This is a genomic window from Leptospira harrisiae, from assembly GCF_002811945.1.
Classification (GTDB): Bacteria; Spirochaetota; Leptospiria; order Leptospirales; family Leptospiraceae; genus Leptospira_A; species Leptospira_A harrisiae.
Genome location: NZ_NPDX01000001.1, coordinates 1,732,019 through 1,753,686 on the forward strand (window position 1 = coordinate 1,732,019; position 21,668 = coordinate 1,753,686).

The 21,668-nt window shown below is 38.3% G+C and carries 16 protein-coding genes; 6 read left to right on the top strand and 10 right to left on the bottom strand.

Annotation, left to right across the window (positions count from 1 at the left end; translation table 11 throughout):
• Positions 1 to 2 precede the first annotated feature (2 nt).
• From panC to CH364_RS08040, 5 genes are read right to left on the bottom strand one after another with little or no spacing between them, the layout of a single operon-like run.
• A complete protein-coding gene (gene panC / locus CH364_RS08020; RefSeq protein ID WP_100743011.1) occupies positions 3 to 857 on the bottom strand; it encodes a pantoate--beta-alanine ligase in 855 nt (284 codons plus the stop codon).
• A 2-nt stretch (positions 858 to 859) separates the two neighbouring features.
• Positions 860 to 2,146, bottom strand: coding sequence for a histidinol dehydrogenase (hisD, locus tag CH364_RS08025; RefSeq protein WP_100743012.1), 1,287 nt, complete (start codon positions 2,144 to 2,146; stop codon positions 860 to 862).
• Between the two features lie 43 nt (positions 2,147 to 2,189).
• Positions 2,190 to 3,371, bottom strand: a complete 1,182-nt coding sequence (locus CH364_RS08030; protein ID WP_100743013.1) for an LIC11435 family protein — start codon at positions 3,369 to 3,371, stop codon at positions 2,190 to 2,192.
• Positions 3,361 to 5,487: a FecR domain-containing protein gene (locus CH364_RS08035; RefSeq protein ID WP_207762219.1), complete on the bottom strand. Its 2,127-nt coding sequence runs from the start codon at positions 5,485 to 5,487 to the stop codon at positions 3,361 to 3,363. Before CH364_RS08035 ends, CH364_RS08030 begins: the two co-directional genes overlap by 11 nt.
• 5 nt (positions 5,488 to 5,492) lie before the next feature.
• Positions 5,493 to 8,249: an adenylate/guanylate cyclase domain-containing protein gene (locus tag CH364_RS08040; RefSeq protein ID WP_100743476.1), complete on the bottom strand. Its 2,757-nt coding sequence runs from the start codon at positions 8,247 to 8,249 to the stop codon at positions 5,493 to 5,495.
• Positions 8,250 to 8,299: 50 nt separating this feature from the next.
• Between CH364_RS08040 and CH364_RS08045 the strand changes: the two genes are divergently transcribed.
• Both CH364_RS08045 and CH364_RS08050 read left to right on the top strand, forming a co-directional pair.
• Complete coding sequence (locus CH364_RS08045) at positions 8,300 to 9,070, top strand: exodeoxyribonuclease III (protein WP_100743014.1); 771 nt, start codon at positions 8,300 to 8,302, stop codon at positions 9,068 to 9,070.
• 30 nt (positions 9,071 to 9,100) lie between these two features.
• Positions 9,101 to 10,072 carry an LEA/WHy family protein gene (locus CH364_RS08050; RefSeq protein WP_100743015.1) on the top strand — a complete coding sequence of 324 codons (972 nt, stop codon included), beginning with the start codon at positions 9,101 to 9,103 and terminating at the stop codon, positions 10,070 to 10,072.
• Positions 10,073 to 10,121: 49 nt separating this feature from the next.
• Here the strand turns inward: CH364_RS08050 and CH364_RS08055 are convergent, their stop codons facing one another.
• Positions 10,122 to 10,757, bottom strand: a complete 636-nt coding sequence (locus CH364_RS08055) for an LA_2219 family laminin/E-cadherin/plasminogen-binding protein (RefSeq protein WP_100743477.1) — start codon at positions 10,755 to 10,757, stop codon at positions 10,122 to 10,124.
• A 62-nt stretch (positions 10,758 to 10,819) separates the two neighbouring features.
• A complete protein-coding gene (gene mgtE / locus CH364_RS08060) occupies positions 10,820 to 12,223 on the bottom strand; it encodes a magnesium transporter (RefSeq protein ID WP_100743016.1) in 1,404 nt (467 codons plus the stop codon).
• Between the two features lie 65 nt (positions 12,224 to 12,288).
• On the opposite strand from mgtE, the gene CH364_RS08065 reads away from it, so the two are divergent.
• The 3 genes from CH364_RS08065 to CH364_RS08075 are packed head-to-tail and all read left to right on the top strand — an operon-like array spanning position 12,289 to position 14,969.
• The gene (locus tag CH364_RS08065) at positions 12,289 to 12,981 is read left to right on the top strand and encodes a hypothetical protein (protein ID WP_100743017.1); all 693 of its coding nucleotides are present in this window, start codon (positions 12,289 to 12,291) and stop codon (positions 12,979 to 12,981) included.
• Entirely contained in the window at positions 12,968 to 14,020 is a 1,053-nt protein-coding gene (locus CH364_RS08070) for an OmpA family protein (protein WP_100743018.1), read from the top strand. The genes CH364_RS08065 and CH364_RS08070 overlap by 14 nt, the downstream gene beginning before the upstream one ends.
• On the top strand, positions 14,013 to 14,969 hold the full coding sequence (locus CH364_RS08075) for a cation diffusion facilitator family transporter (protein ID WP_100743019.1): 957 nt from the start codon (positions 14,013 to 14,015) through the stop codon (positions 14,967 to 14,969). Before CH364_RS08070 ends, CH364_RS08075 begins: the two co-directional genes overlap by 8 nt.
• Here the strand turns inward: CH364_RS08075 and CH364_RS08080 are convergent.
• Both CH364_RS08080 and uvrA read right to left on the bottom strand, forming a co-directional pair.
• The gene (locus CH364_RS08080; protein ID WP_100743020.1) at positions 14,966 to 16,045 is read right to left on the bottom strand and encodes an acyl-CoA dehydrogenase middle domain-containing protein; all 1,080 of its coding nucleotides are present in this window, start codon (positions 16,043 to 16,045) and stop codon (positions 14,966 to 14,968) included. The two genes, CH364_RS08075 and CH364_RS08080, sit on opposite strands and share 4 nt — an antisense overlap.
• A 6-nt stretch (positions 16,046 to 16,051) precedes the next feature.
• The gene (gene uvrA / locus CH364_RS08085) at positions 16,052 to 18,943 is read right to left on the bottom strand and encodes an excinuclease ABC subunit UvrA (RefSeq protein WP_100743021.1); all 2,892 of its coding nucleotides are present in this window, start codon (positions 18,941 to 18,943) and stop codon (positions 16,052 to 16,054) included.
• A 40-nt stretch (positions 18,944 to 18,983) separates the two neighbouring features.
• Here uvrA and CH364_RS08090 point away from each other — a divergent pair, with 40 nt between their 5' ends.
• Positions 18,984 to 20,624, top strand: coding sequence for a S49 family peptidase (locus CH364_RS08090; RefSeq protein WP_100743478.1), 1,641 nt, complete (start codon positions 18,984 to 18,986; stop codon positions 20,622 to 20,624).
• Between the two features lie 2 nt (positions 20,625 to 20,626).
• On the opposite strand, the gene CH364_RS08095 is transcribed toward CH364_RS08090, so the two are convergent.
• Complete coding sequence (locus CH364_RS08095; RefSeq protein ID WP_100743022.1) at positions 20,627 to 21,667, bottom strand: L-threonylcarbamoyladenylate synthase; 1,041 nt, start codon at positions 21,665 to 21,667, stop codon at positions 20,627 to 20,629.
• Position 21,668: the final 1 nt, after the last annotated feature.

Genomic DNA, 21,668 nt, shown 5'->3' on the forward strand with positions numbered 1-21,668 from the left:
TTTTAATTTGGAATTTTTATCATCTGATTGTCAATAAGGCGAACGTCACCAACAAACACTGCCAATGCGAGAAGAACATCTCCTTCCATTGTTTCAATTGGTTGGAGATTGGTGGGGTCTACAACTTCTAAATAATCAATCCTTACAGAACTTCCTGTGAGTAAAAAATCTCTCAAAATTTCTTTCCAAAGGGGAAGGTTTCTTTCCCCGCCAAACACCGTTTTTTCTGCTAATGCAAACATTCTCGGAATGAGGTTTGCCGTTTCTCTATCTTTTGGACTTAAACGAATATTTCTGGAACTCATCGCGAGGCCATCTGGTTCTCTACGGGTAGGAACTCCAACCACTTCCAAAGGAAAATTGAGATTTTCAACCATGGCAGAAATCACTCGAAATTGTTGGTAATCCTTCAGACCAAAAAATGCCATAGTCGGTTCGGTTAAGTGAAAGAGTTTCGAAACAATTTGTAATACACCTTCAAAGTGTCCAGGCCTTGTGCGACCACAAAGGTGTTTTTGTAATTCAGGAATACTCATTTGAATAGGAGTTTTGGTTTCCGGATATATTGTTTTTACATCTGGCAAAAAAACCAAATCCACTCCATGCTCTTCGCATAACATCAAATCAGATTCTGTATTTATAGGATAATTTTCAAAATCTTTAGGATCGTTAAACTGTGTCGGATTTACAAATATTGAGACAATGGTTTTGTTTGTTTTTTTCTTTGATGTATCTACCAAATCCATATGACCCGAATGTAGACTTCCCATCGTAGGACAAAAACCAATGGTGAATCCTTCTTTTTTCCAAATATGAATTTGATTTTTTAATTCTTGAATATTGGATAAAACAATCATACTCATTCCTCGGTGCGAACCTTAACACTTGTTCCATGTTCTTCGTCCAAACCTTCCAACTCAGACATTAGTTTTACAAACGGATAAAGAGTTTCTAAGGATTCTTTTGTTACTTCTTGGAAAGTCACTCGTTTCAAAAAGGTGTCAACACCAAGAGACGAATAAATTCTACTTCCTCTTGCAGTAGGAAGGATATGATTTGTTCCACTAATATAATCACCCATTGCCACAGGAGAATACGGACCTATAAAGACACTACCTGCGTGTTCAATTTTTGAAAAAACCGTTTGATTATCTTTTGTTTGGATTTCTAAGTGCTCAGGTGCAAGCTCATTCGAAAACCAAATACAATCTTCAATGCTTGGAAAAACTATTATTGCAGAATTATTATAAATGGATTTTTGTTTCATCTCCAAACGTTTCGGACGTTCCACAAAAGCTTTTTCTAATTCTTCACTTACTTTTTTGGCAAAATCTTCTTCTGTTGTAAGTAAAATAGCGGAAGAATCTTCCCCATGTTCTGCTTGTGATAACATATCACATGCGATCCATTTGGGATTTGCAGAAGAATCGGAAATGATACAAACTTCACTAGGCCCAGCAGGACTATCAATTCCAATGATTCCTTGACCAGCTAAATAGGATTTTGCGGCAGCTACATATGCATTTCCCGGTCCCACAATGAATTCCGATTTGGGAATTGTTTCTGTACCGTAAGCAGCGGCTGCAATTCCTTGTGCTCCCCCAACAGTCACAATCCGATTCACATTTAAAATCTGACAGAGCCAAACGAGAATTTCTGGAAGTCCCTCTTTTTGCGGTGGGGTTATCAGTTGGATATTTTTGACACCCGCAATTTTTGCAGGAATGACTCCCATGAGAACACTAGATGGATACAAAGCCTTCCCACCTGGTGCATAAACGGAAAGAGAAGGAATCGGAGTGTATTTTACACCCAATCGATTTCCATCAATGGTTTTAGACCAGGATTCTCTTTTCTGTGCTTCATGGAATGATTCGATATTGGTTTTGGCTCGAAGAAAAGCCTCTTTGATTTTTGGATCTAAATCGGTTTGAATGGAATGCGGATCCAAACAAACTGAATTCAGATGGATTCCATCAAATTTTTCTGTATATTCAATGAGGGCTTTGTCCCCTCTCATCTTTACTGCTTCTAAGATTGGAAGGATTTTTGCCGTGGCAGAACTTAGGTCTTCTTTCGCTCCCGAAAGAAAACGATCCAATTCATTCTTTGAATTTCTGTTGGAACGTAAAATAGGAATCGGCATAAAATCAGCTTGGAGGGAAGACCTTCCCTAAACAAGCTTTTTGTCAGAAACGTGAGGAGAATTCGATTTGATAACGTGATCCATATTCATAGGCGAATTTTGATTGGTTCCAACCTGAATCGGAAATGACGGTTGCTTGAACACGTTTGGTCGATTCACCCAAAGGAAATCCAGGTTCATAATTGGCTACATTTCGTTTGGCAGAAAAATAAGAATCAACAATGTTATAGAGTAAAAAAACGCCTAAAATTCCAGCTCCTACCTGAATCACACCTAACTCAGACTTTGCGGAATTGAATTTTGCTTCTGCATTTGATCTGTTGATCAACCATAAAGCTTGTGTATCTTGCCTATCAACTAGTAAAACTCCAAATAACACTGCCGCTTGGTAATCAGATCTTGCACTTAAAAATTTATTATAAGAGTTCGCATACAAACCGACTGCTGAGAGGGAAACCAATGGAAATACATATAGTTTCCAGTTTTTCCCATCAATGTACTTTTGGCCCCAACCAGGTAAAACTGTGGATCTCCAAAGAGTAGAAAAGTAAGGAGTTTCGTAGTAATCTTCAGGAATTTCTTTACGAATGATTCTTTCTTGCCTTTGGGCAAATCGATTTGCTTTTTCCTTTGAATCAGATAAAACAACTCTTTGTTTGGCGGTAAGAATTTTATTTCTCGGATTTTCCAACACCAAATCATAAATCCCGGTGTCAGTATCGGTATCCACTGCAAAAGTGGCTTTGGCTACCGAATCGGATTCGATGACAACTTTTTTGGCAGGAATTCGTTTCCCACCTGTCACCATATACACTTTCATTGGGCTGATGAAATCTTTACCTTCCAGTAAAAAAACTTTTTCCTTTTCTTCCTTCGATACGGAATAAACAGAATCCTTTGTTAAAGTGGGAACTTTCGAAACAACAACTTCAAACCTTACCCAGTCTGAATAACTTCCCACTTTTCCTAGTTTATTTACCACAGCAACTCGGTGTTCATAAATTCCAGAAGTATAGTTAACTAAATCATAACTTGTACCGTTCACTTTTTCTGAAAGCACAAGATACCCACTGGAATTTTTAATTTCTAATACATAACCAGTGGCACCCTCTACCTCCAACCAACGTAGCTGGTATTGGGTACTTTCTTCGTTAGTAGGTTGCGCCAAAAGAGAAACACTAAAAAGAAAAAATAAAATTAAATAAAAACGAAAGTTATTCCACATAAATTTTCCCTGGTGTTAGGATTTTTGGAATTTTTAATTCAGGAACAGAAATAAAAAAGTCCTGTTTGTTATATGCGGATTCGCGTTCAGTACCATCCGTTTGTTTGTAGAGAGCAGCAACTTCCCAACGGAACCTGCCTACATTCAATTTAAGAATCTCATTGAACTGAAATCTAGTAGAATTGGTCCGTTCATTCAATACTTGTTTTTCGCGAATTCCAGAAATATCAATCAAACGAATTCGATACCCAGATACTTTTTCTACTGGTTTCCAAGTAAATAGGATAGAATTTCTAGTAAACAAATCAACTGTTTCATTTCGCGATGGACTTACTAAACTGGGAGGTTCCATATTGGAAATCATTTGAAAACTTCGAGATACACTTGTGTCTGATGGATCACCACCCACTGGCCTAACTCTCCAATAAAAACGTCCCAAGTCTTTGGATTTAAATTCAAAATAATTTCCGGAAACGGTTTCTTTTGTTAGAAGTGGTTGGAAATCTGATTCTTTTGCTATTTCCAATTCATAGTTCGACTTTCCCGTTAACTTCTTCCATTTAAGAATGACAATGGAACGTTCGTCCACTTCTACCTCAGCTCCGTTTGCTGGAGCAACTAATTCCATTTCCTCTTTAGCGATCACTGTAAAAGTATTTGATTTTGATTCTAGTGAATTTCCATTAGAACCGATTCCCTTTACTCTCCAAAAATAAGTTCCCACTCCCAGTCCACTTGGTAGTTTTAAAAAATTGTTTTTAACAGACTCAGATTTGATTTTGGATGAAAAATTTGAATCAGAACTTAGTTCCCATTCGTATTGGCTGAAATCTTTGTCATCTTTCCAAGAAAAGAAAAGTTGTGATTTGGTTTGTTCTTCGGCAAAAGTTTTCCCCTTTGTTGGTTCTAATAGTTCAGGAGGCGTCAAATTGTCTTTTTTACTTACCTGAAAACTAATGATAGTTGAAACCTTCTCGGTAATCCCTGGAAGATTGGATTTTGCTTGGATTTTTGCAAAATAATTTCCTTCTTTTAAAGAATCAAAGGCTAAAGATTGATTTTGGGTTTGTTTAGAAACAAGGATTTCCGAAAATTTAACATCCTTTGCAATGAGAACTGTATACGATGAATAAAGATCCAATGGATTCCAAACAAACCGAACGACAGGAACCTCTTGGGTATAAGAAAAAACTTCGCTTGGTTTTGGACTTAGAATTTTTAAAGCAGGATCACTTAAAATTCTAAACTGAAATACCTCTGTCGTATGTTTGGATTTGGAATTAGGGTCTTCATACGAAACCCTCCAATAATACGATCCAGAATTTAATCTTTTAGTAAAATTTGGTGAAGTCAGTTTTTCCTTAATCAAAGATTTAGAAAAGTCAGGTAACAAAGAAATCTCAATGGCAGGGTTTGTTTGTTTGAATTGGTCTTGTTTCCATCCGGAAATGGCAAATTTAATCTTTTCTGACCCAGATTCAGAAAGTAAGTTTTTCCTATCTTCAGGGGAAACCAAACGATACACAGGTTTTCCTACTTTGACACCAGATTCTGTAACGTTTGCTATTTGGTCTTTAGCTATCGTTTCTTCTTTTCCATTTGATGTTAATTTTGCTTCACCCTGGTCTACTTTGATATTTAACTCGGATTTAGTTTTATCAAGTTTTACATCACCATTACCAACTTGTACTGTTTTATCTCCGGCAGTGATGTTCATTTTCATGTCACCAGAAACGGTTCCTTCCCGGGCCGCCTCAAATGATCCATAAGCAAAATTAATATTGATGTTTCTATCGGAAATATCCAAAAGAATCATTGAATTTTCGGAAATATTTATTTTTGTCCCATCATTTAACGTAAGTATGGCGTCAGAAAGACCTTCGGTACGAATTGTATCTCGATTTTTAACCTCTGTTTTAGATTCAATCAAATCCCAAACTACCGCATCATTATATTTCCTAAGGACTGTTTTGTTTTTGAAAGTAATTACTCCAATAGTAGGGCTTGAAGAATCAATGAAACGGTCATTTAAGTTTCGATACAAAAAATATGAGAATACAAGAATCAGTAATAAAAGAGAAGAAACTACAAATTTTGTATCGTTTAACCATCTCATTTGATTTATTTATGTGTCCTTGTGAACACACCGTCCCAATCATTTCCCGGAGGATCCAATCTGTATTCCTCACAACGTTCAATCAGCATATGACATGATTTATCAGTTTGCCCTTTTGCTTTTTCAGAATCTTTAAAATATTGAATCGCTAAATCCCAATTTTTTTCTAAGTAGGCTTTAAATCCAGATTCATAAATTTCTGCGGCTTCAATTTGGTTTGGTGAAACCATTGACCGATAACCAATGAGTTCATGAATTTTTACGGGTTCATTTTTTCCCTTCACTCTTACCAAATCCAAATACCGAGTCACCATTTCTGCTTGGATGGCAGCTTGAATCGGATCTGTGATTAAAATGTTCACACCATAATCTTTTCCTGCTGCTTCCAATCTTGCTGCCAGATTCACTGTGTCACCCATCATTGTATAAGAAGCGAGAGCATCAGTTCCCATAAAACCAACCTTCGCTGGACCAGAATTTAGCCCGATACGCGCATCCATCACCTGGGCTTCTTTCGAATAAAGATTGTTTTTAGTCCAATAGTCTCTGAGTTCCGCGAGTTTCATTACCATATCTACACTAGCTCGTGCAGCTTTCAATTCATGGTCCAAAACTGGAACTGGGGCATTAAAAATTCCAACAATAGCATCCCCGATGTATTTATCCAAAACACCTTCATGTTTTTTCAAAAGAAGGGTCATTGCCGATAAATATTCATTTAATAAGGCGGCAAGGTCAGCTGATTTTAATTGTTCCGAGATCGTAGAAAAACTTGCTACGTCAGAGAAAAAAGCTGTGATATGGGTTTCTGAGCCTCGTTTCAAAGCAGCAAGATCCACCATTGCTTCTTGCACCACAACTGGATCAATCATACTTCCTAAAATGTTTTTTACCTTTTCTCTTTCTTCCAAACCTTGTCCCATATCGATAAAGTATTTGGTAAGAAGACCAACCTCATCTTGAGTCGTCGGTTTGATTCCGATTTTAAAATTACCTTTGGCAATTTCTAAAGTTGCAGAAAGAAGTTGTAATACAGGTTTTGTAATGGTTTTAGAAAAGAAAAATACAAATATAAGTGCTGAACAAAGACCAATCCCTGCTATATAAAGATTTGTTTTTTGACTTTTGTAGACATCGGCAAATGCTTTTTCCTCGGAAACAATGGTTATGACTCCCGCATCAGCAAATCCAATTTTTTGAAACGATCCTAAATAAGAACCTCCCAATTCTTCATCAACATAACTCATTTGTCCTGTATTAGGCGCACTCGTTAACATTGCTTTTACTATGGGCATCGTTGTAAGATCTGTGGCAGCTAAAACTAGGTCTTCTTTTGGGTGTGCAAGGGCCGTACCATTTCCATTCACCATAAAAGTGGTTTCTATTCCCTTTTTAGAAAAAGCTCCAATGATTTTGTTTAACTTAACAATCATAACAAGAGCATTGTCTAATTCTCCATTTTCAGATGTAGGAATAGCAATAGCAAAAGATGGTTCTTGAAACCCGGGACTCGAATTCAAAAGCACAGCCTGTCCGTTAAAGGCCTCTGCCAATGCATCACGATTTCGATTTACAACATTATGAAAATCTTCTTCAGTTACTGAACTTTTTTTAAGTTCTTCTTCGTTAAATACCTCTCGTTTCATAATGAGAGTGTGTTCTTTTTTTTCAAAAATCCCGAGATATATAAATTCCTTATCGTTTTGAAAAAAGGTTTTGATAAGAAGTCTTCGTTCTGCTTCAGGGAGTCCTTGGGTTGTCAGTGTGATCGCAATCTGACGACCTTTTTCCACAACACCAAGGATATCTGATTTAACCTTAGATCCAATAATTTCCGCAATACGTATGTTATTATCTCTTAACTGAAGCTCAATGGATCTTTTAAAATAAAAAGAGGCAAAAAAGATGATCACACCAACGGATAAAGCAAAAAGAAAACTAATCACCCCCATCATTTTTAACTGGAGAGAAAACTTAGTATTGGAAGAACCATCTAATGTATGTAAATCGTTACTATTTTCAGTGTTTGGTTCCGTAGGTTCTTGCTTCGAAACTTTTTTTTCTATTTCTGGTTCTTTTGTGACTACCTCTTCTGCAAAAGAAGATTCGATCAAATCATAAGGGTGGTTTGGTGACTCATCTTCAGGAGAAAATACTTCAATTGGATTTTCTGAATGAAAATCGGAATTCGTTTCTGGATAAAAACCATTTTGGTTACCAGCTGAAACCAAAACCTCTTCTTGTATTTTTTTACGACCGAGTTTTCCGACTAACTCTAATGGAGGATGACTATAATTATTTTTTTTAATGTTTGTCTCTTTTGAAACAGAAGATTCAGAAACAGAACTTGTTTTTCCAGTAAGACCAAATTTATGGAAAATGCGGTCGGGAGATATTTTATCATCCCAAAGATATTCTAATCTTGCAAATACAGAACGCGCCTCTAATTCCAAACCTTTCGGAATTAGAACAAAGATAGTTTTATCTTCCCCTAACTTTGATAATTCGGTAGCTAGATATTTATTAGTTGGAATATTATGAATCGATACAAAAGGGAACTCAATTCGATTGGTGTCTTTTGGGATTCCCCATAAAGGAGGCCCAAATCGGAATTCCAATTCACCGGCACGCCGAGTTTGGAAGAATATAGTAATCCCCTCGTTCCAATCCCAAGTTTCTAAACTACCAGGAGATTCATCCCAGAAGAGAAAGGTTAGTTTGGACGTTCGGAGGAACGGAATTTCAGCGGAAATTTCTATCATGCCATTTTTAGTATCGACGAATTCTGCCATTCAATCGATCTCAATTCTAGATGAAAATCATCACGTTAAATTGCAACGGAATTCGCTCCAGTTTGAGCAAAGGTTTACTAGATTTTATACGTCACGAAAATCCTGACATTATTTGTTTCCAAGAAACAAAGGCACCTATCTCAGAGATTGATCGACCTGAATTTAGGAGTTTGGGATATGAAGTGCACACTTGTATTGCTGAGAAACCTGGATACAGCGGGACCGCAGTCCTAACAAAACTCAAACCAAAATCAGTGGCTGTAGGTTTTGGTGATGGGATCTATCAAAAGGAAGGAAGGTCCCTTCTCCTTGAATATCCTGAATTTTTTCTTTGGAATTTATATTTTCCATCTGGTACCAGTGGCGAAGAAAGGCAAAAAATAAAGTACAGTTTTTTAGATTCCTTTTTGGAACTAGCAAAACCCTATACGAAGAAGAAAAAACCTTTGGTTGTTTGTGGTGATGTCAATATTGCCCATACGGAATTGGATATCCACAATGCAAAAGGAAACCAAAAGAGCTCCGGTTTCCTTCCAGAAGAAAGAGCCTGGCTTTCTAAGTTTTTAGATTCTGGTTTTTTAGATTGTTTTCGAATTTTGCATCCAGAAATACGAGATGATTACTCGTGGTGGACATACCGGTTCCAAGCAAGAAAGAACAATAAAGGTTGGAGGATCGATTACTTTTTTATAACAAAAACGGCAAAAATCAAACTCGAATCTGTATCCATAGCCAAAGAACCAGTTCTCTCAGACCATGCACCTGTAGTGATGAAAATTCAATTCACTTGACAAAGTGGAATTTTTAGAGATAGTTCTGGGATGAAATTGGCCATCCCTATACTATTCTCATTTTTTGCTCTCCAATGTTCTGTTCTAGGTGTGATTCAGGATAAAATCCCTTTGCCTGAGTTTGAATTTGAATCCCTTTCGATCAAAAACATCACACTCTCAGACATCACTTTAAATGTAGTGACTTCCGTTGAGAATCCCTATCCGGTTTCCCTTCCCAGCTCCTTCCTTGATATGGATATCAAAATAGAAGGATTAAAACTTTCTCAAATCAAAACAGACTTAGGTGCCATCGAAGGTAAAAAAAACAAACAACTTCCTTTGGAAGTGAAACTAAAATATTCAGATTTACTTAATCTTTACAAAAAATTTCCAAACAAACCAATGTTAGAAGTGAGTGCAGAAGGAAATATGAAAATCCCTATTCCTAAACAATGGCAACTTTTAGGAAAAGATTCCCTTAGTTTTCCCTTTGTCAAAAAAAAGGAAATCCCAGCCATCCTTCCCAATGTAGAAATCAAAAATTTTAAAATCCTTATGCCATCGGAAGCCGATATTCTTAGCGCAACCAATACAGATGTTTTGGCTGACACAGCTACTGGATTTTTAAAAGGACTCCTAGGAGGATCAAAACAACCTGCCACTTCCGCAGCAAAAGCCGGTTTATCAAATTTAAAATTAGATTTAAACACAGAATTTGATTTTATTTTTTCAAACGAAGCCGCATCCAATCTAAACCTAACAGGCCTTAATTATGATTTAAAATTAGCTGGTGAAAATTTTTTAAATGGAACACCAAAAGAAATTATCAACTCAGGAAAAACTTCGACAGTTAAGATTGCCACGAAGTTTCCCATAACTTCAATTAGCTCCTCATTGTACAAAACTATCCAATCCAAATCAGCTCAATTTGATCTAAAAGGTGATTCTGGACTTAAGGTTCCATCCATAACAGAAAATATTCCTTTTCAATATGAAAAACAAGGGAATTTTAAGTGGTAAAATTGATTGCCAGAACAAAAAGAAAAGTAAATCAAAAGATTCTATTGGTTTACTTCTTTTTCTGTAACATTTGTTTGATTTCGTCTCTTGTTTTTCCTGGATAGAGGCGAATCTGGTAACTAATTAAAAACTTAGTGATGATGGGTGTTCCATCTTTTGAGGAATGTTCATAATTAAAACGAGATGCATCATTCTGTATGATCTTTGCTACGTCATTGATTCTTGGGACTCTGCGGTCAAAAGCAATGGATTCAAGTTTACCGGTCACTGTATTGAGACCTATGACAATCATCCCATCATCAACAAAACTAAGTAAGTCAAACTTCTTCATTTCTTCTTTAGAAAGTTCATCCCCACCGGCGTCAGGTTTTCTTCGAATTTTATCTGTATGACGAATTTGACGCACCATGTAGGAATCAGAGGCAATATAAACCCTAAAGAGCTCCGTTGGAAGGTCGCTTTTTTTTTGGAAAAAAGGAATTTCACCGGAATGGTTTTGTACCTCTTCCCCTTTTTCGTTTAGAATGATTTCGCCTTCTCCGCCTGGTGGTGGTAGTATATCCTTTGTTTGGTGGGCTTCCAAACTGGATTCGGTATTGGCATTGGTATTAGTTTGGGGAGTGGATTGACAACCAAGGATCAAAGAAATCGAAACAACCGGTAAAAACAAAGTTAAAAATTTCATTTTGTCATCAGTATTTGGTCCTTTCATTCACTGGCAAGAATTTAAAATCCAAAGGGCAATCCCTAAATTAAATATTTTGCAAAGACTGTGGCAAGTCCGAGGAAAAAGAAAAATCCACAAACATCTGTAGTCGCAGTAACAAATATCGAAGAAGCAATGGCAGGGTCAACACGCATCGCCTTGAGTACAATAGGAACAAGGGAACCAGTAAGAGAAGCTATAATCATATTCACAAACATAGCAGTTCCAACCACAAGTCCGAGCACAAGATTGCCTTTTACAAAAAAAATCATACATCCTGTGACGGTTCCGAGAACAAGTCCATTCAAAACACCAATGGTAAATTCTTTTCTTACGGCTTCCCACCAATTGGAAAAAGACAAATCACCGGTAGCAATGTTTCGAATCACAACTGTTACAGACTGAGTACCGGCATTTCCACCAAGGCCTGCCACAATAGGCATAAGCGTTGCTAGCACCACAATTTGCGAAATGGTATCTTCAAAAAAAGCAACTACAGTGGAACTGACAAAGGCAGTCAGTAAATTTACATTAAGCCATATGATGCGCCTTTTGACTGATTGTAAAATGGGTGTGGATAATCTTTCATCTTCTGATACCCCTGCCATGAGGAGGATATCTTCGGATGCTTCTTCTTCAACGATTTCTAATACATCGTCGACTGTGATCCTACCAATGATTCGGCCTAAATCATCTGTAACGGCAGCACTGAATAAGTCGTATTTTTTAAAGGTATTGGCAACCTCTTCTTGGTCTACATCGTAATGAAAGGCAAAAACTGAAAAATTAGTAATCTTTGCTACCTTTGTATTGATGGGTGTGAGAAATAGATCTTTTAAAGGAATAAAACCTTCGAGTACTCCGTCTTCATCGGTTACATACACTTGGTAGATATCTTCAATTTCTTTGGCTTTTTTTCGAACATTGATGATTCCCTTTCTAACATTGTCTGTAATGGAAACAGTCGCAAAATCTTTGGACATCAGTCGTCCCGCAGAAGACTCACGGAATCCTAGTTGCGAACGAATTTCAAAACTATCAGCTTTGCTTAAATTTGCTAAAACTAACTCCCGTTTAGCGCTTGGCAGGTATGATAGAAGGTAAGTAGTTTCGTCCGTTTCAATATGATAAAGCGTATTTGAAATTTCATCAACGGAAAGTTCTTCTAAAAAAGACTCTAAGGTCTCTTCTTCCATTTTGACTAGAGCATAGGCTTGGTCTTCTTTAGGAAGGATACGAAAAAGGTATAATTCTTCCTCTCGTTCTAAGTCGCGGAATAAGGTGACGATGTCCGCAGGGTGAGCTCCATCGAGCATCTCCTTGAGTTGTTTTGCATTCTCATCTGAAACGAGAGTTTTGATCTGGCTTACAAATTCATCATAGGAATCGCTCTCTCTGTCGATTTTGATTCGGAATTCGGACTCTTTCTTTCTTTCTTCTTCCATAAATCAGCGGATTTCCTGAAATTTACAATTGACGGTTATGTCACGTGGAGCATAGGCTATATCCTATGTCGGCACGAGTTCGAATTTTGAAAACGAATCTTTTTCTTCTCCTAGTTTTTTCCCAATGTGTTCTATTCGAACCGAAAATTAACAAAGTTCCGGATGCTTATGTTCGTGAAGAAGTGATGAATTCCGAACAAAAAAACGCTACGAGAGTTCTGACCGATCGGATCATCAAATTAAATAACGAAGTATCTGCGCAGAGAAAGGCAAACACTCTCACAAACCAGGCAATCAAAATCTCTCAGACAAAGGTCACAAAACATAGTGTACAACGTGATTTGGCCAGATCCAAAGAAACTTATTTTGTTCTTAAAGAAGACTCTGCCACATCCAAACGATATTTGGAAGAAAGCCAAACCCATGAATTAGAAAGGGCGAAAGAGGAAACTAGATACAAAACCTGGGTACAAAAGGAAAAAGAAGACAAGGCCTATTTGGAAATGAAAGAAGCAGCCCTTGGGGAACTTATCGCCGAACTGGAATTAGTTCGGTCTGAAATTGCAGTCAAATTCCAAGAGTCCCAAGGAAAAACCCCTACCGATCCAGAATATATCAAAAAAGAAATCTATGAAACGCAATACGCAGAAAAAAAATCGGATGCCCGTCGTCGAGTTTCTGATTTCGAAAGAGTAAAAGCTGAGGCCCCAAGTTTGCCGAAAGTCAATTTAGAGGATAGTTTTGATGATTCGAAATAAATTCCAAAAACTTAGTGTAAGTCTCCTTATCAGTTTTATTTCGTTCTCAGCTTTATCTGCGGACTGGGTTTATTTCCCATATGAATACAACCAAATCTACAAAGAAAAATATGCTTTGGAATTGGAACTAGCAGACATCCGTAAACAACACCAAAACGAATTGAATCGTTTGGAAGAAGAAAAGAAAGAACTACAAACACAAAACCGAAATCTCACAGAAGATTTGGAACTTGAAAAACGAAACCGCGCCAAAGAACAAGATGAGTATTCGGATAAAATGCGTGATTACGACATGCGACTCAGAAGTTTGGAAAAAAAAGGAACGGATAAGGAACGCCTTCTTGCAGATGAAAATCGAAAACGCGAAGAAAAAGACCGAGCTGACTTAGATGCTTATAAGAAAAAACTCGAAGACAAAGAAAGGGAATGCCTCCAAAAAGAACAAAAACTTCGAGATACGTATGAATCAAAAATAGATGAATTGAAAGAAAGAATTCGTAGTTTAGAAGAGGAACTCGCAAACCTTCGCAAACTTACAAAGGAACAAAAAAGAGAATTAGAAAGACTTGCGGAACAAACCAAAGAGTTTGAGGAAAAATTAGCAAAAGAAATTACCTCGGGCCAAATTCGACTCAAACGATTTCACAACAAACTTATCATCAATATTGATGATAAAATTTCATTCGATAGTGGTTCTTCCGAATTAAAACCAGCAATCCTTCCTGCAATTGAAAAAATCAGAGATATTCTTGCGTCTTATCCAGAAAACTATATAGTTGTGGAAGGACATACTGACAATGTTCCTATCAAAACAAAATTCCGAAACAATTGGCATCTTTCCAGCGAACGAGCATTATCCGTTCTAGAGTATATGTTACAAAATAAAAACTTAAACCCAAAAAACTTTTCTAGTGCGGGTTACGGAGAGTTCCAACCCATTGTTCCAAATACTTCAAAAGAAAACAAAGCCCTTAATCGTAGAGTGGATATTGTAGTAGTGCCAAGAGCCACAGGGTCTCTAAACACAAACAATGAGTAAACCAAGACCCAAACGATCCCGATTGGTATTTTTTTTAAGCCTATCTGGACTCCTATCCATTGGAATCTTTTTCATTGAATGGATAGGTTCTCGTGAAAGTGGGAGCCTTGCTTTATTTGCTGACGCGGGGCATATCTTTACCGATGTGTTTGCCCATCTCATTTCGTTATTTGCCCTCCTCATTGCTTCTAAAAAACCAACCGTAAAATACCCGTTTGGGTTTCACCGTTTTGAGGTGCTTGCCGCTTTACTGAATGGTCTACTCCTCATTGGCATTGCAATATTCATTTTGTATGAAAGTTACCTACGATTTTCAGGAACAGCGCATGTAGAACCTAATTCCATGTTGGCCTATGCACTCATCGGATTTGGAGTCAATTTGGTATCGGCTGCCCTTCTTGTGGGTGTGAGTAAAACAAGCCTCAATCTAAAGTCTGCATATTTACATGTTCTTAGCGATCTTTTAGGAACCCTAGCGGTTGTGGTGGGAGCTCTCATCATCCGGTTCACTGGATTTCGGGAAGTTGACAGTTTCCTCAGTGTGATCCTTGGGATTTTTATTTTAAACACATCCTATGGAATTGTCAAAGAATCTATCGAAATCCTCATCGAAGCTGACACTAGTGAATTTGATAAAGAACATCTTTTAGAACACATTCGCAGTTTAAAAGGAATTGATTCTGTTCCTGGGATCACTGTTCGGAAACTCACTTCAGGTGTGTTTTCTGTGGAACTTTTAATTTTAGTGGGTAAAGATGCAGATAGAGACAAAATTGTATTAGAAATTCATAAAACACTAAAAGAAGAATTTGGCGTTCCGTTTGTATCGGTAGAAATTCTTTCCTCGTCCTTAAAAGACAAATTAGAAAAAATCTCTGTCAGAGAAACAGAACGTGAATTTGGACATCATGGTCATAGCCACGGACATGCGCACGACCACCACCACTAAGAAAGTTTTCGTTTTTTCTTTTGGATCAACATTTGTGTGAGCTGGTCTTCCCAAACAAAAAGTTGGTAATCCGGGTCAACTGACTTTAAATCTTTAGGAGAATCTAAATTCCAATGTTTACAAAGTGCAAGAAGAAGGCCTTCCGTCGGATAGGGAAAACCAGAGAGTAAAAAATCGGCATCGGGATTTCCTTGGCAGTTGCCAAGAAAGTTGTCTCGCCAATCTGTGAGTTTTTCTATTTCTATTTTTACAATTTCATTTTCTATAGAAACCTTTTTGGATTTTCCGATGAGCAAGGATACTAGAGAAAGAAGTTCTTTTAGTCTTAGTTCCATTCCCAATTTTCCATAGTTTTCTAAGACTAGGTCCTCTGGGGAAATGGGATATTCGTTTAACGTCAGTTTGAGATGCGTCACTAAGGGAGTAAAATCTGTATAAAAAAATTCCTCTATCATTTGTTTGGAAATGTCGGCTGCCTCACTGGCGAAATTTGGATTCGGTTGGTGTTGATACCTCCAAACCAAATAAACAGGATTTTCTTCCTCTGATTTAGTCACCCAAAAGATAATATCCGCTTCCGCCCCATTCGTGATAAAGGATTTGGTTCCCGATAGTTTTCCTTCTTTTACAGTGGAACTAAGTTTACGGAGTTTTGTTTCCCAACCAGGTTCACTCACCCCCACTGCAAAAATATTTGTCGAGTTTCCCTCGCGAAAAGCCTGCCAAAGCGAATCTAAAACCCCAACTGCATTTGTATCCTGATGTTGACTATCGTTTTGGCCTTGGTTTTCCCGTTGGATTTGTTTTGCTTTAGTTAAAATTCCACCTGCCACATTCACTTCCACCATACAGGAAAGTCCTAGAGAAACCCCTACCGGCTCTTCTGCAAGATCGGAAAGTTTTTTCTGGAATTCTAAATAGGATTCGAGACCAAGAAGAAAATGATAAAAACCTTCCTTGATTAAGATTGGTTTCCAACTCCTATAAAATCCAATCTCAAGTTCCTCTCTATCCTTGGGATAAGGTGAACCAGGTTTGCCATACTTTAAAATCAAATTTTCGTTTGTTTCACTCACAAAAATTTACTTAGATTTTTTTTTACTAGATTTAGCATCTAGGGCCTTTTCTTCTTCCAAAACTTTTTTTAAGTATTGACCAGTAAACGAACGTTTTACGGTAACAACCTCTTCCGGTGTTCCGGTAGCAATCACTTCACCACCTCCGTCCCCACCTTCCGGACCAATGTCAATAATATAGTCAGCGGCTTTGATGACATCTAAGTTGTGTTCGATGATGACCATAGAATTTCCCTTGTCCACAAGCACTTGTAAAACAGAGAGAAGTTTTTCTATGTCTTCAAAATGAAGACCAGTCGTCGGTTCATCCAAAATATAAAGAGTTTTGCCCGTTGGTCTTTTGGAAAGTTCTGTGGATAGTTTGATCCTTTGTGCTTCTCCCCCGGAAAAAGTGGTGGCAGCTTGTCCCAGTTTGATATACCCAAGACCCACATCCATTAGAGTGTCTAACTTTCGTTTGAGGTTTGGGATATTTTCGAAAAAGACGACTGCCTCTTCTACGGTCATATCCAAAATATCGGAGATATGTTTTCCTTTGTATTTGACCTCTAAGGTTTCACGGTTGTATCTTTTTCCTTTACAGACTTCACATTCTACATAAATGTCTGGAAGGAAATGCATTTCGATTTTTAGGATTCCGTCCCCTTCACATTTTTCACAGCGCCCACCAGCCACGTTGAAACTAAATCGTCCCGGGCCATAACCACGGACTTTTGCTTCTTCCAATCCGCTAAATAAATCTCTGACAAAGGTAAACAAACCGGTGTAAGTGGCTGGATTGGAACGAGGAGTTCTTCCAATGGCTGACTGATCGATGTTAATCACTTTATCAATTTGGTCTTTGCCTAGGATTTTTTTGTGTTTCCCCGGAACAAGTTTCATTCCCATCACAGAGCTTGCGAGTTCCTTATAAAGAATTTCATTGATGAGAGTGGATTTACCAGAACCTGAAACACCAGTGACAACTGTGAGTGTTCCGAGTGGAATGGAAACTTCTATATTCTTTAGGTTGTTATGCGTAGCACCCGTAATCTTTAAAAACTTACCATTTCCCATCCGGCGAGTTTCTGGCATAGAAATCCGTTTTTCTCCAGAAAGGTATTTTCCTGTGACAGAATGTTTGTCCTTTTTGATTTGTTCCGGGGTTCCAAAGGAAACAATTTCGCCACCGTGGACACCGGCCCCAGGACCCATATCGACAATGAAATCAGCTTCTTCCATAGTTTCTTTGTCATGTTCCACTACGAGGACGGTATTTCCTAAGTTCCGAAGTCCTTTTAAGGTTTGGACGAGTTTGGTATTGTCTCTTTGGTGGAGACCAATGGATGGTTCATCTAAAATGTACAAAACACCCATTAGGCGAGAGCCAATTTGGGTCGCAAGGCGAATCCTTTGCATTTCACCACCGGAAAGAGTTCCGGCAGCCCGGCTTAAATTCAAATACCCAACACCTACATCATTCAAAAAATGAAGTCTTTGTAAAATCTCCTTTAAGATGGGTTTGGAGATGGTATCTTCCGCACCTTTGTATTCAGAGGACTTGGTAAAAGCCAATGCCTTTTCAATGGAAAATCCGGTATAGGCATCAATTCCAATCCCTTGGACTTTGACAGCCAATGCTTCTGGACGAAGGCGTTTTCCGTGACACTCATCACAGTCATGGTTCGTCATAAAGGATTCAAACCACTGACGCATGGAATCTGATTTTGTTTCTTTGTACCGGCGTTTGAGGTTAGGAATCACACCTTCATAGTTTTTCGAAAACTCATAATGAGAATTGGCACCACGAAAATCATAATCAATATGAATGGAAGAATCTCCATGCAAAATGGTATTTCGCACTTTTTCAGGTAAATCTTTCCATGCCGTATTTAAGTTAAATTTAAGTTTTTTGGATAACGCTTGTATGGTGGCCATATACCAATAGGAATTGGATTTGGAACCACCCCAAGCCTCAATGCAACCTTCCGCAAGAGAGGCTTCACGATCTGTCACAAGAAGGGATTCATCAAATTCAAGTAGTGCACCAAGACCATCGCAATTAGAACAAGCACCAAACGGAGAGTTAAACGAAAAAAGTCTCGGAGTGAGCTCAGGAATGCTGACATCATCACATTTCGGACATGACAATTTTTGTGAAAACAAATGATCTTTTTCGCCGTCTTCCACAACCACAATCCCTTCGGCAGTTTTTAAAGCTGTTTCTACAGAGTCAGACAACCGAGATTGGATTCCTGGTTTCATCACAATCCGGTCTACAACGATGTCAATATCGGCTTTGAAGTTTTTCTTTAAGGGAATTTCATCTTCCAGAGAATACACTTCCCCATTCACTCGCACCCGGTTGAATCCTTCCTTTTTAAATCGTTCCAGAACTTCCTTGTGTTCCCCTTTTTTCCCCTGAATGACAGGAGCCATAATTTGGAGTTTGGTTCCTTCTGGAAATAAATTGATTCTGTCTGTAATTTGGTCCACGGAAAGACTGGAAATAGGAGTTCCACATTTGGGACAATGAGGTTTTCCGACCCTTGCATATAACAGTCGTAAATAGTCATAAATTTCAGTCACAGTTCCGACAGTGGAACGAGGGTTTCTATGAGTTGTTTTTTGTTCGATGGAAATGGCTGGGCTTAGACCCTCAATTTGGTCCACCTCAGGTTTTTCCATTTGCCCAAGAAATTGACGAGCGTAACTGGAAAGGGATTCCACATACCTTCTTTGTCCTTCTGCATAAATGGTATCAAAAGCCAGGGAAGATTTTCCTGAACCAGAAAGACCAGTGATGACCACAAGTTTGTCCCTGGGGATATCAAGGTTTACGTTTTTAAGGTTATGTTCACGAGCGCCACGAATACGAATAAAGGAATCCACAACGGATAGCTTGTTTTCCTCTTTCATTCTGGAAAGAATTTTAAGAAATGACGGAAGAGGATCTTACGTGTTTCGAATTCTTTTTTTAATCATTTTCCTTCCCTTCCGGCTTCTGTACCAGATTTACCTACGTCTAAGCCTTATTTTTCAGTCGGGTCGCGAAGTGTATGAACTGGAATTCCCTGCAGTTTTTGAAGATTCTTACAAATCCTATTTTGTCAAAAAATTGCAAGGAAAAGAGGAAACAGTCACTAGACTGGAACTTCTCATTCTACTCAAACTCATCCAAAAAAATGGCAAAATCAAAACTCTCGATATTTTTTTACCACCACTCGAATGGACTCTTTCGGAATTTTATGAAGTCAGAAACCAGATCCTCGCCATTAAAGAGTCGGGAAAAAAAGTGCGGATCTTTGCTAAGGAAGGTGGGGTTGGTACTTTACTTCTCCTCACAGCAGCCACAGAAAAGTATTTGGCTCCCGAATCGGAATTTATGGTTTTACTTCCGAGCGCCGAACCAATGTTCTTTGGTAAATTTTTAAAAACCTGGGGAATTGAAGTCCAAGCATTTGCTTCTGGACCTTATAAATCTTTTGCTGAAAGTTTCACAAGAGGAGAATTTTCTAAAGAGGCCAAAAAGAATTTAGAAACACTCATTTTGGATTTACGAAAAGTTTTACTTTCAGCCCTTACCAATGGACAAAAATCCTTAGAATCTTTATTTTACAAACCAATGCTTTCGGCAGACGAGCTATTGTCAGCTGGAGTCATTACAGGAATCAAATCAGAAAATGAATTTTTCTCTGAAGATAGAAAGTTGTTTTCTTCTAATTATCCAAGTCTCCATCATTCCATCAAAGAATTCAAAATCCTTCCCAAACGAAAGGCTGAAGTCGTCATCCTTCCTTTAGAAGGTGGAATTACCGGTGGCGACTATTTGCATAAAAATAGAGAAAACGGTAAAATCGAAGCTTTCTCCCTCATCCCCAATTTAAAAGCTTTGGCCGAGGATAAAAAAATTAAAGCAGTCATTTTAGAAATTTCCTCACCCGGGGGATCCGCCTTCTACTCCGAACAAATCCATCAGGAAATTATGGAACTGAAAAAAACTAAAATTGTAACTGCTTACTTCAAAGATACGGTAGCCAGTGGTGGGTATTACCTTGGGTCGGCAGCTGACCATATCACTGCTTCCCCAGTTTGTATCACAGGTTCCATTGGTGCCGTGAGTATTCGGGCCAACTTACAAAAGTTATATAAAAAGTTCCAATTAAATAAAGAGGCAGTAGGATTTTACCCTTTCCGTGACATCCACTCCGAATTCCAACCTCTCTCCAAACAAAGTGTTCAGTATTTGGAATCTCAAATTAAAAAAACTGAAGGATTGTTTTACCGCCGTGTTTCCGAAGGAAGGAAAATTCCTTTGGAAGATGTTCCAAAAATTGGAATGGGCCGGGTGTATTTACCGACTGTGGAAAACAAAATTGTGGATTCTATTGGGGGACTTTTGGATGCCGTAATTGAAGTAAAAGAGAGGTTAGGTGGAAAACCAATCATCTTAACCGAAGAACTCCCAACTTATAATTTAAAAAATAAAATCCCTCTCCTTGGGGGACTTCTAACAGAACTGAAATTATTGGAATCCTTAAACGAAGTATCACTTTTAAGTCCTGTATGCCTTGTTTGGAAAAACAGGAAGCAAACTTAACTTTATTTTTTAAGCGCTGCCTTTTCCAAACGGTTTCGTAAACCCTCCCATCCCTTACCCGGTTTTGGTGCTTCGCAGATGATGGTTTGGATTTTTGAAAGGTCACAGGCCTCAAAAAAGGCATAAAGTTTGGACGCATACTCTTCGTTTGTCGACACGATAGAGAAATGATCGAATTCAGAGAAGCCACCTGCTTCTTTGGAAACAGCATCGTTTCTCTCAGTCAAAACCTTTCCTTTTCCCTCTTTGCTGGATAAAGAAAAACCAATCCAAGCAGTGTCTTTGGAATCAAATCCAGTTTTTAAACTATGAATGAATTCCTCCGTCGAAACCAAAAGCACTTGGGCTGACGGTGCGTAATGTTTGTATTTGGTTCCTGGACTTAATGGGACAGAAGACATAGATAGTGCGGGAGAAGTTTCCAAAGGATTCGGAACCACAAGGTCGGGAAGGAGAGTTTTTAACTCTTCGGATTCAATGGAACCAGGCCGAAGTAAAGTGGGATGTTCACCCACAAGGCTCAACACAGTGGATTCAATTCCATAACTTGGCTCTTCTGCAATTAAGATTCCATCTACCTTCCCATCAAAGTATCGCACAACATCTGCTAGTTTAGTCAGTGAAGGTCTCCCAGATAGATTGGCAGAAGGCGCAGAAATTGGTCCACCCGTAAGCCTAATCCATTCACGAATGTCTGGATTTTTAGGAATTCGTACAGCGAGTGTGTCCAAATCTTTGGGAAATAAAGATTTATCTTTTTTGGGAAGGATGAGGGTGATTGGACCCGGTGAAAATCTTTCTAATACCTTTCTGCCTATTTCACTCAATACGCAAACCTCTTCAATGGATTCGATCGAATGAAAATGGGCAATGAGGGGATTGTCTTTGGGTCTGCCTTTGATTTCATAAACACGAAGACAGGCCGCCTCGTTTTTTGTAGAGGCTCCGATCCCATAAACGGTTTCTGTTGGAAAGATCACCACCTTTCCCTCTTGGATGAGGTTCGCAAGCAAACGTACATCCGAAGAGATTAAGGTTTTCATT

Excerpts from the sequence above, each read along its gene's own strand:
- panC (WP_100743011.1), bottom strand. The coding sequence starts at position 857 with ATGATTGTTTTATCCAATATTCAAGAATTAAAAAATCAAATTCATATT.
- hisD (WP_100743012.1), bottom strand. The coding sequence starts at position 2,146 with ATGCCGATTCCTATTTTACGTTCCAACAGAAATTCAAAGAATGAATTG.
- CH364_RS08030 (WP_100743013.1), bottom strand. The coding sequence starts at position 3,371 with ATGTGGAATAACTTTCGTTTTTATTTAATTTTATTTTTTCTTTTTAGT.
- CH364_RS08035 (WP_207762219.1), bottom strand. The coding sequence starts at position 5,487 with ATGAGATGGTTAAACGATACAAAATTTGTAGTTTCTTCTCTTTTATTA.
- CH364_RS08040 (WP_100743476.1), bottom strand. The coding sequence starts at position 8,249 with ATGATAGAAATTTCCGCTGAAATTCCGTTCCTCCGAACGTCCAAACTA.
- CH364_RS08045 (WP_100743014.1), top strand. The coding sequence starts at position 8,300 with ATGAAAATCATCACGTTAAATTGCAACGGAATTCGCTCCAGTTTGAGC.
- CH364_RS08050 (WP_100743015.1), top strand. The coding sequence starts at position 9,101 with ATGAAATTGGCCATCCCTATACTATTCTCATTTTTTGCTCTCCAATGT.
- CH364_RS08055 (WP_100743477.1), bottom strand. The coding sequence starts at position 10,757 with ATGAAATTTTTAACTTTGTTTTTACCGGTTGTTTCGATTTCTTTGATC.
- mgtE (WP_100743016.1), bottom strand. The coding sequence starts at position 12,223 with ATGGAAGAAGAAAGAAAGAAAGAGTCCGAATTCCGAATCAAAATCGAC.
- CH364_RS08065 (WP_100743017.1), top strand. The coding sequence starts at position 12,289 with ATGTCGGCACGAGTTCGAATTTTGAAAACGAATCTTTTTCTTCTCCTA.
- CH364_RS08070 (WP_100743018.1), top strand. The coding sequence starts at position 12,968 with ATGATTCGAAATAAATTCCAAAAACTTAGTGTAAGTCTCCTTATCAGT.
- CH364_RS08075 (WP_100743019.1), top strand. The coding sequence starts at position 14,013 with ATGAGTAAACCAAGACCCAAACGATCCCGATTGGTATTTTTTTTAAGC.
- uvrA (WP_100743021.1), bottom strand. The coding sequence starts at position 18,943 with ATGAAAGAGGAAAACAAGCTATCCGTTGTGGATTCCTTTATTCGTATT.
- CH364_RS08095 (WP_100743022.1), bottom strand. The coding sequence starts at position 21,667 with ATGAAAACCTTAATCTCTTCGGATGTACGTTTGCTTGCGAACCTCATC.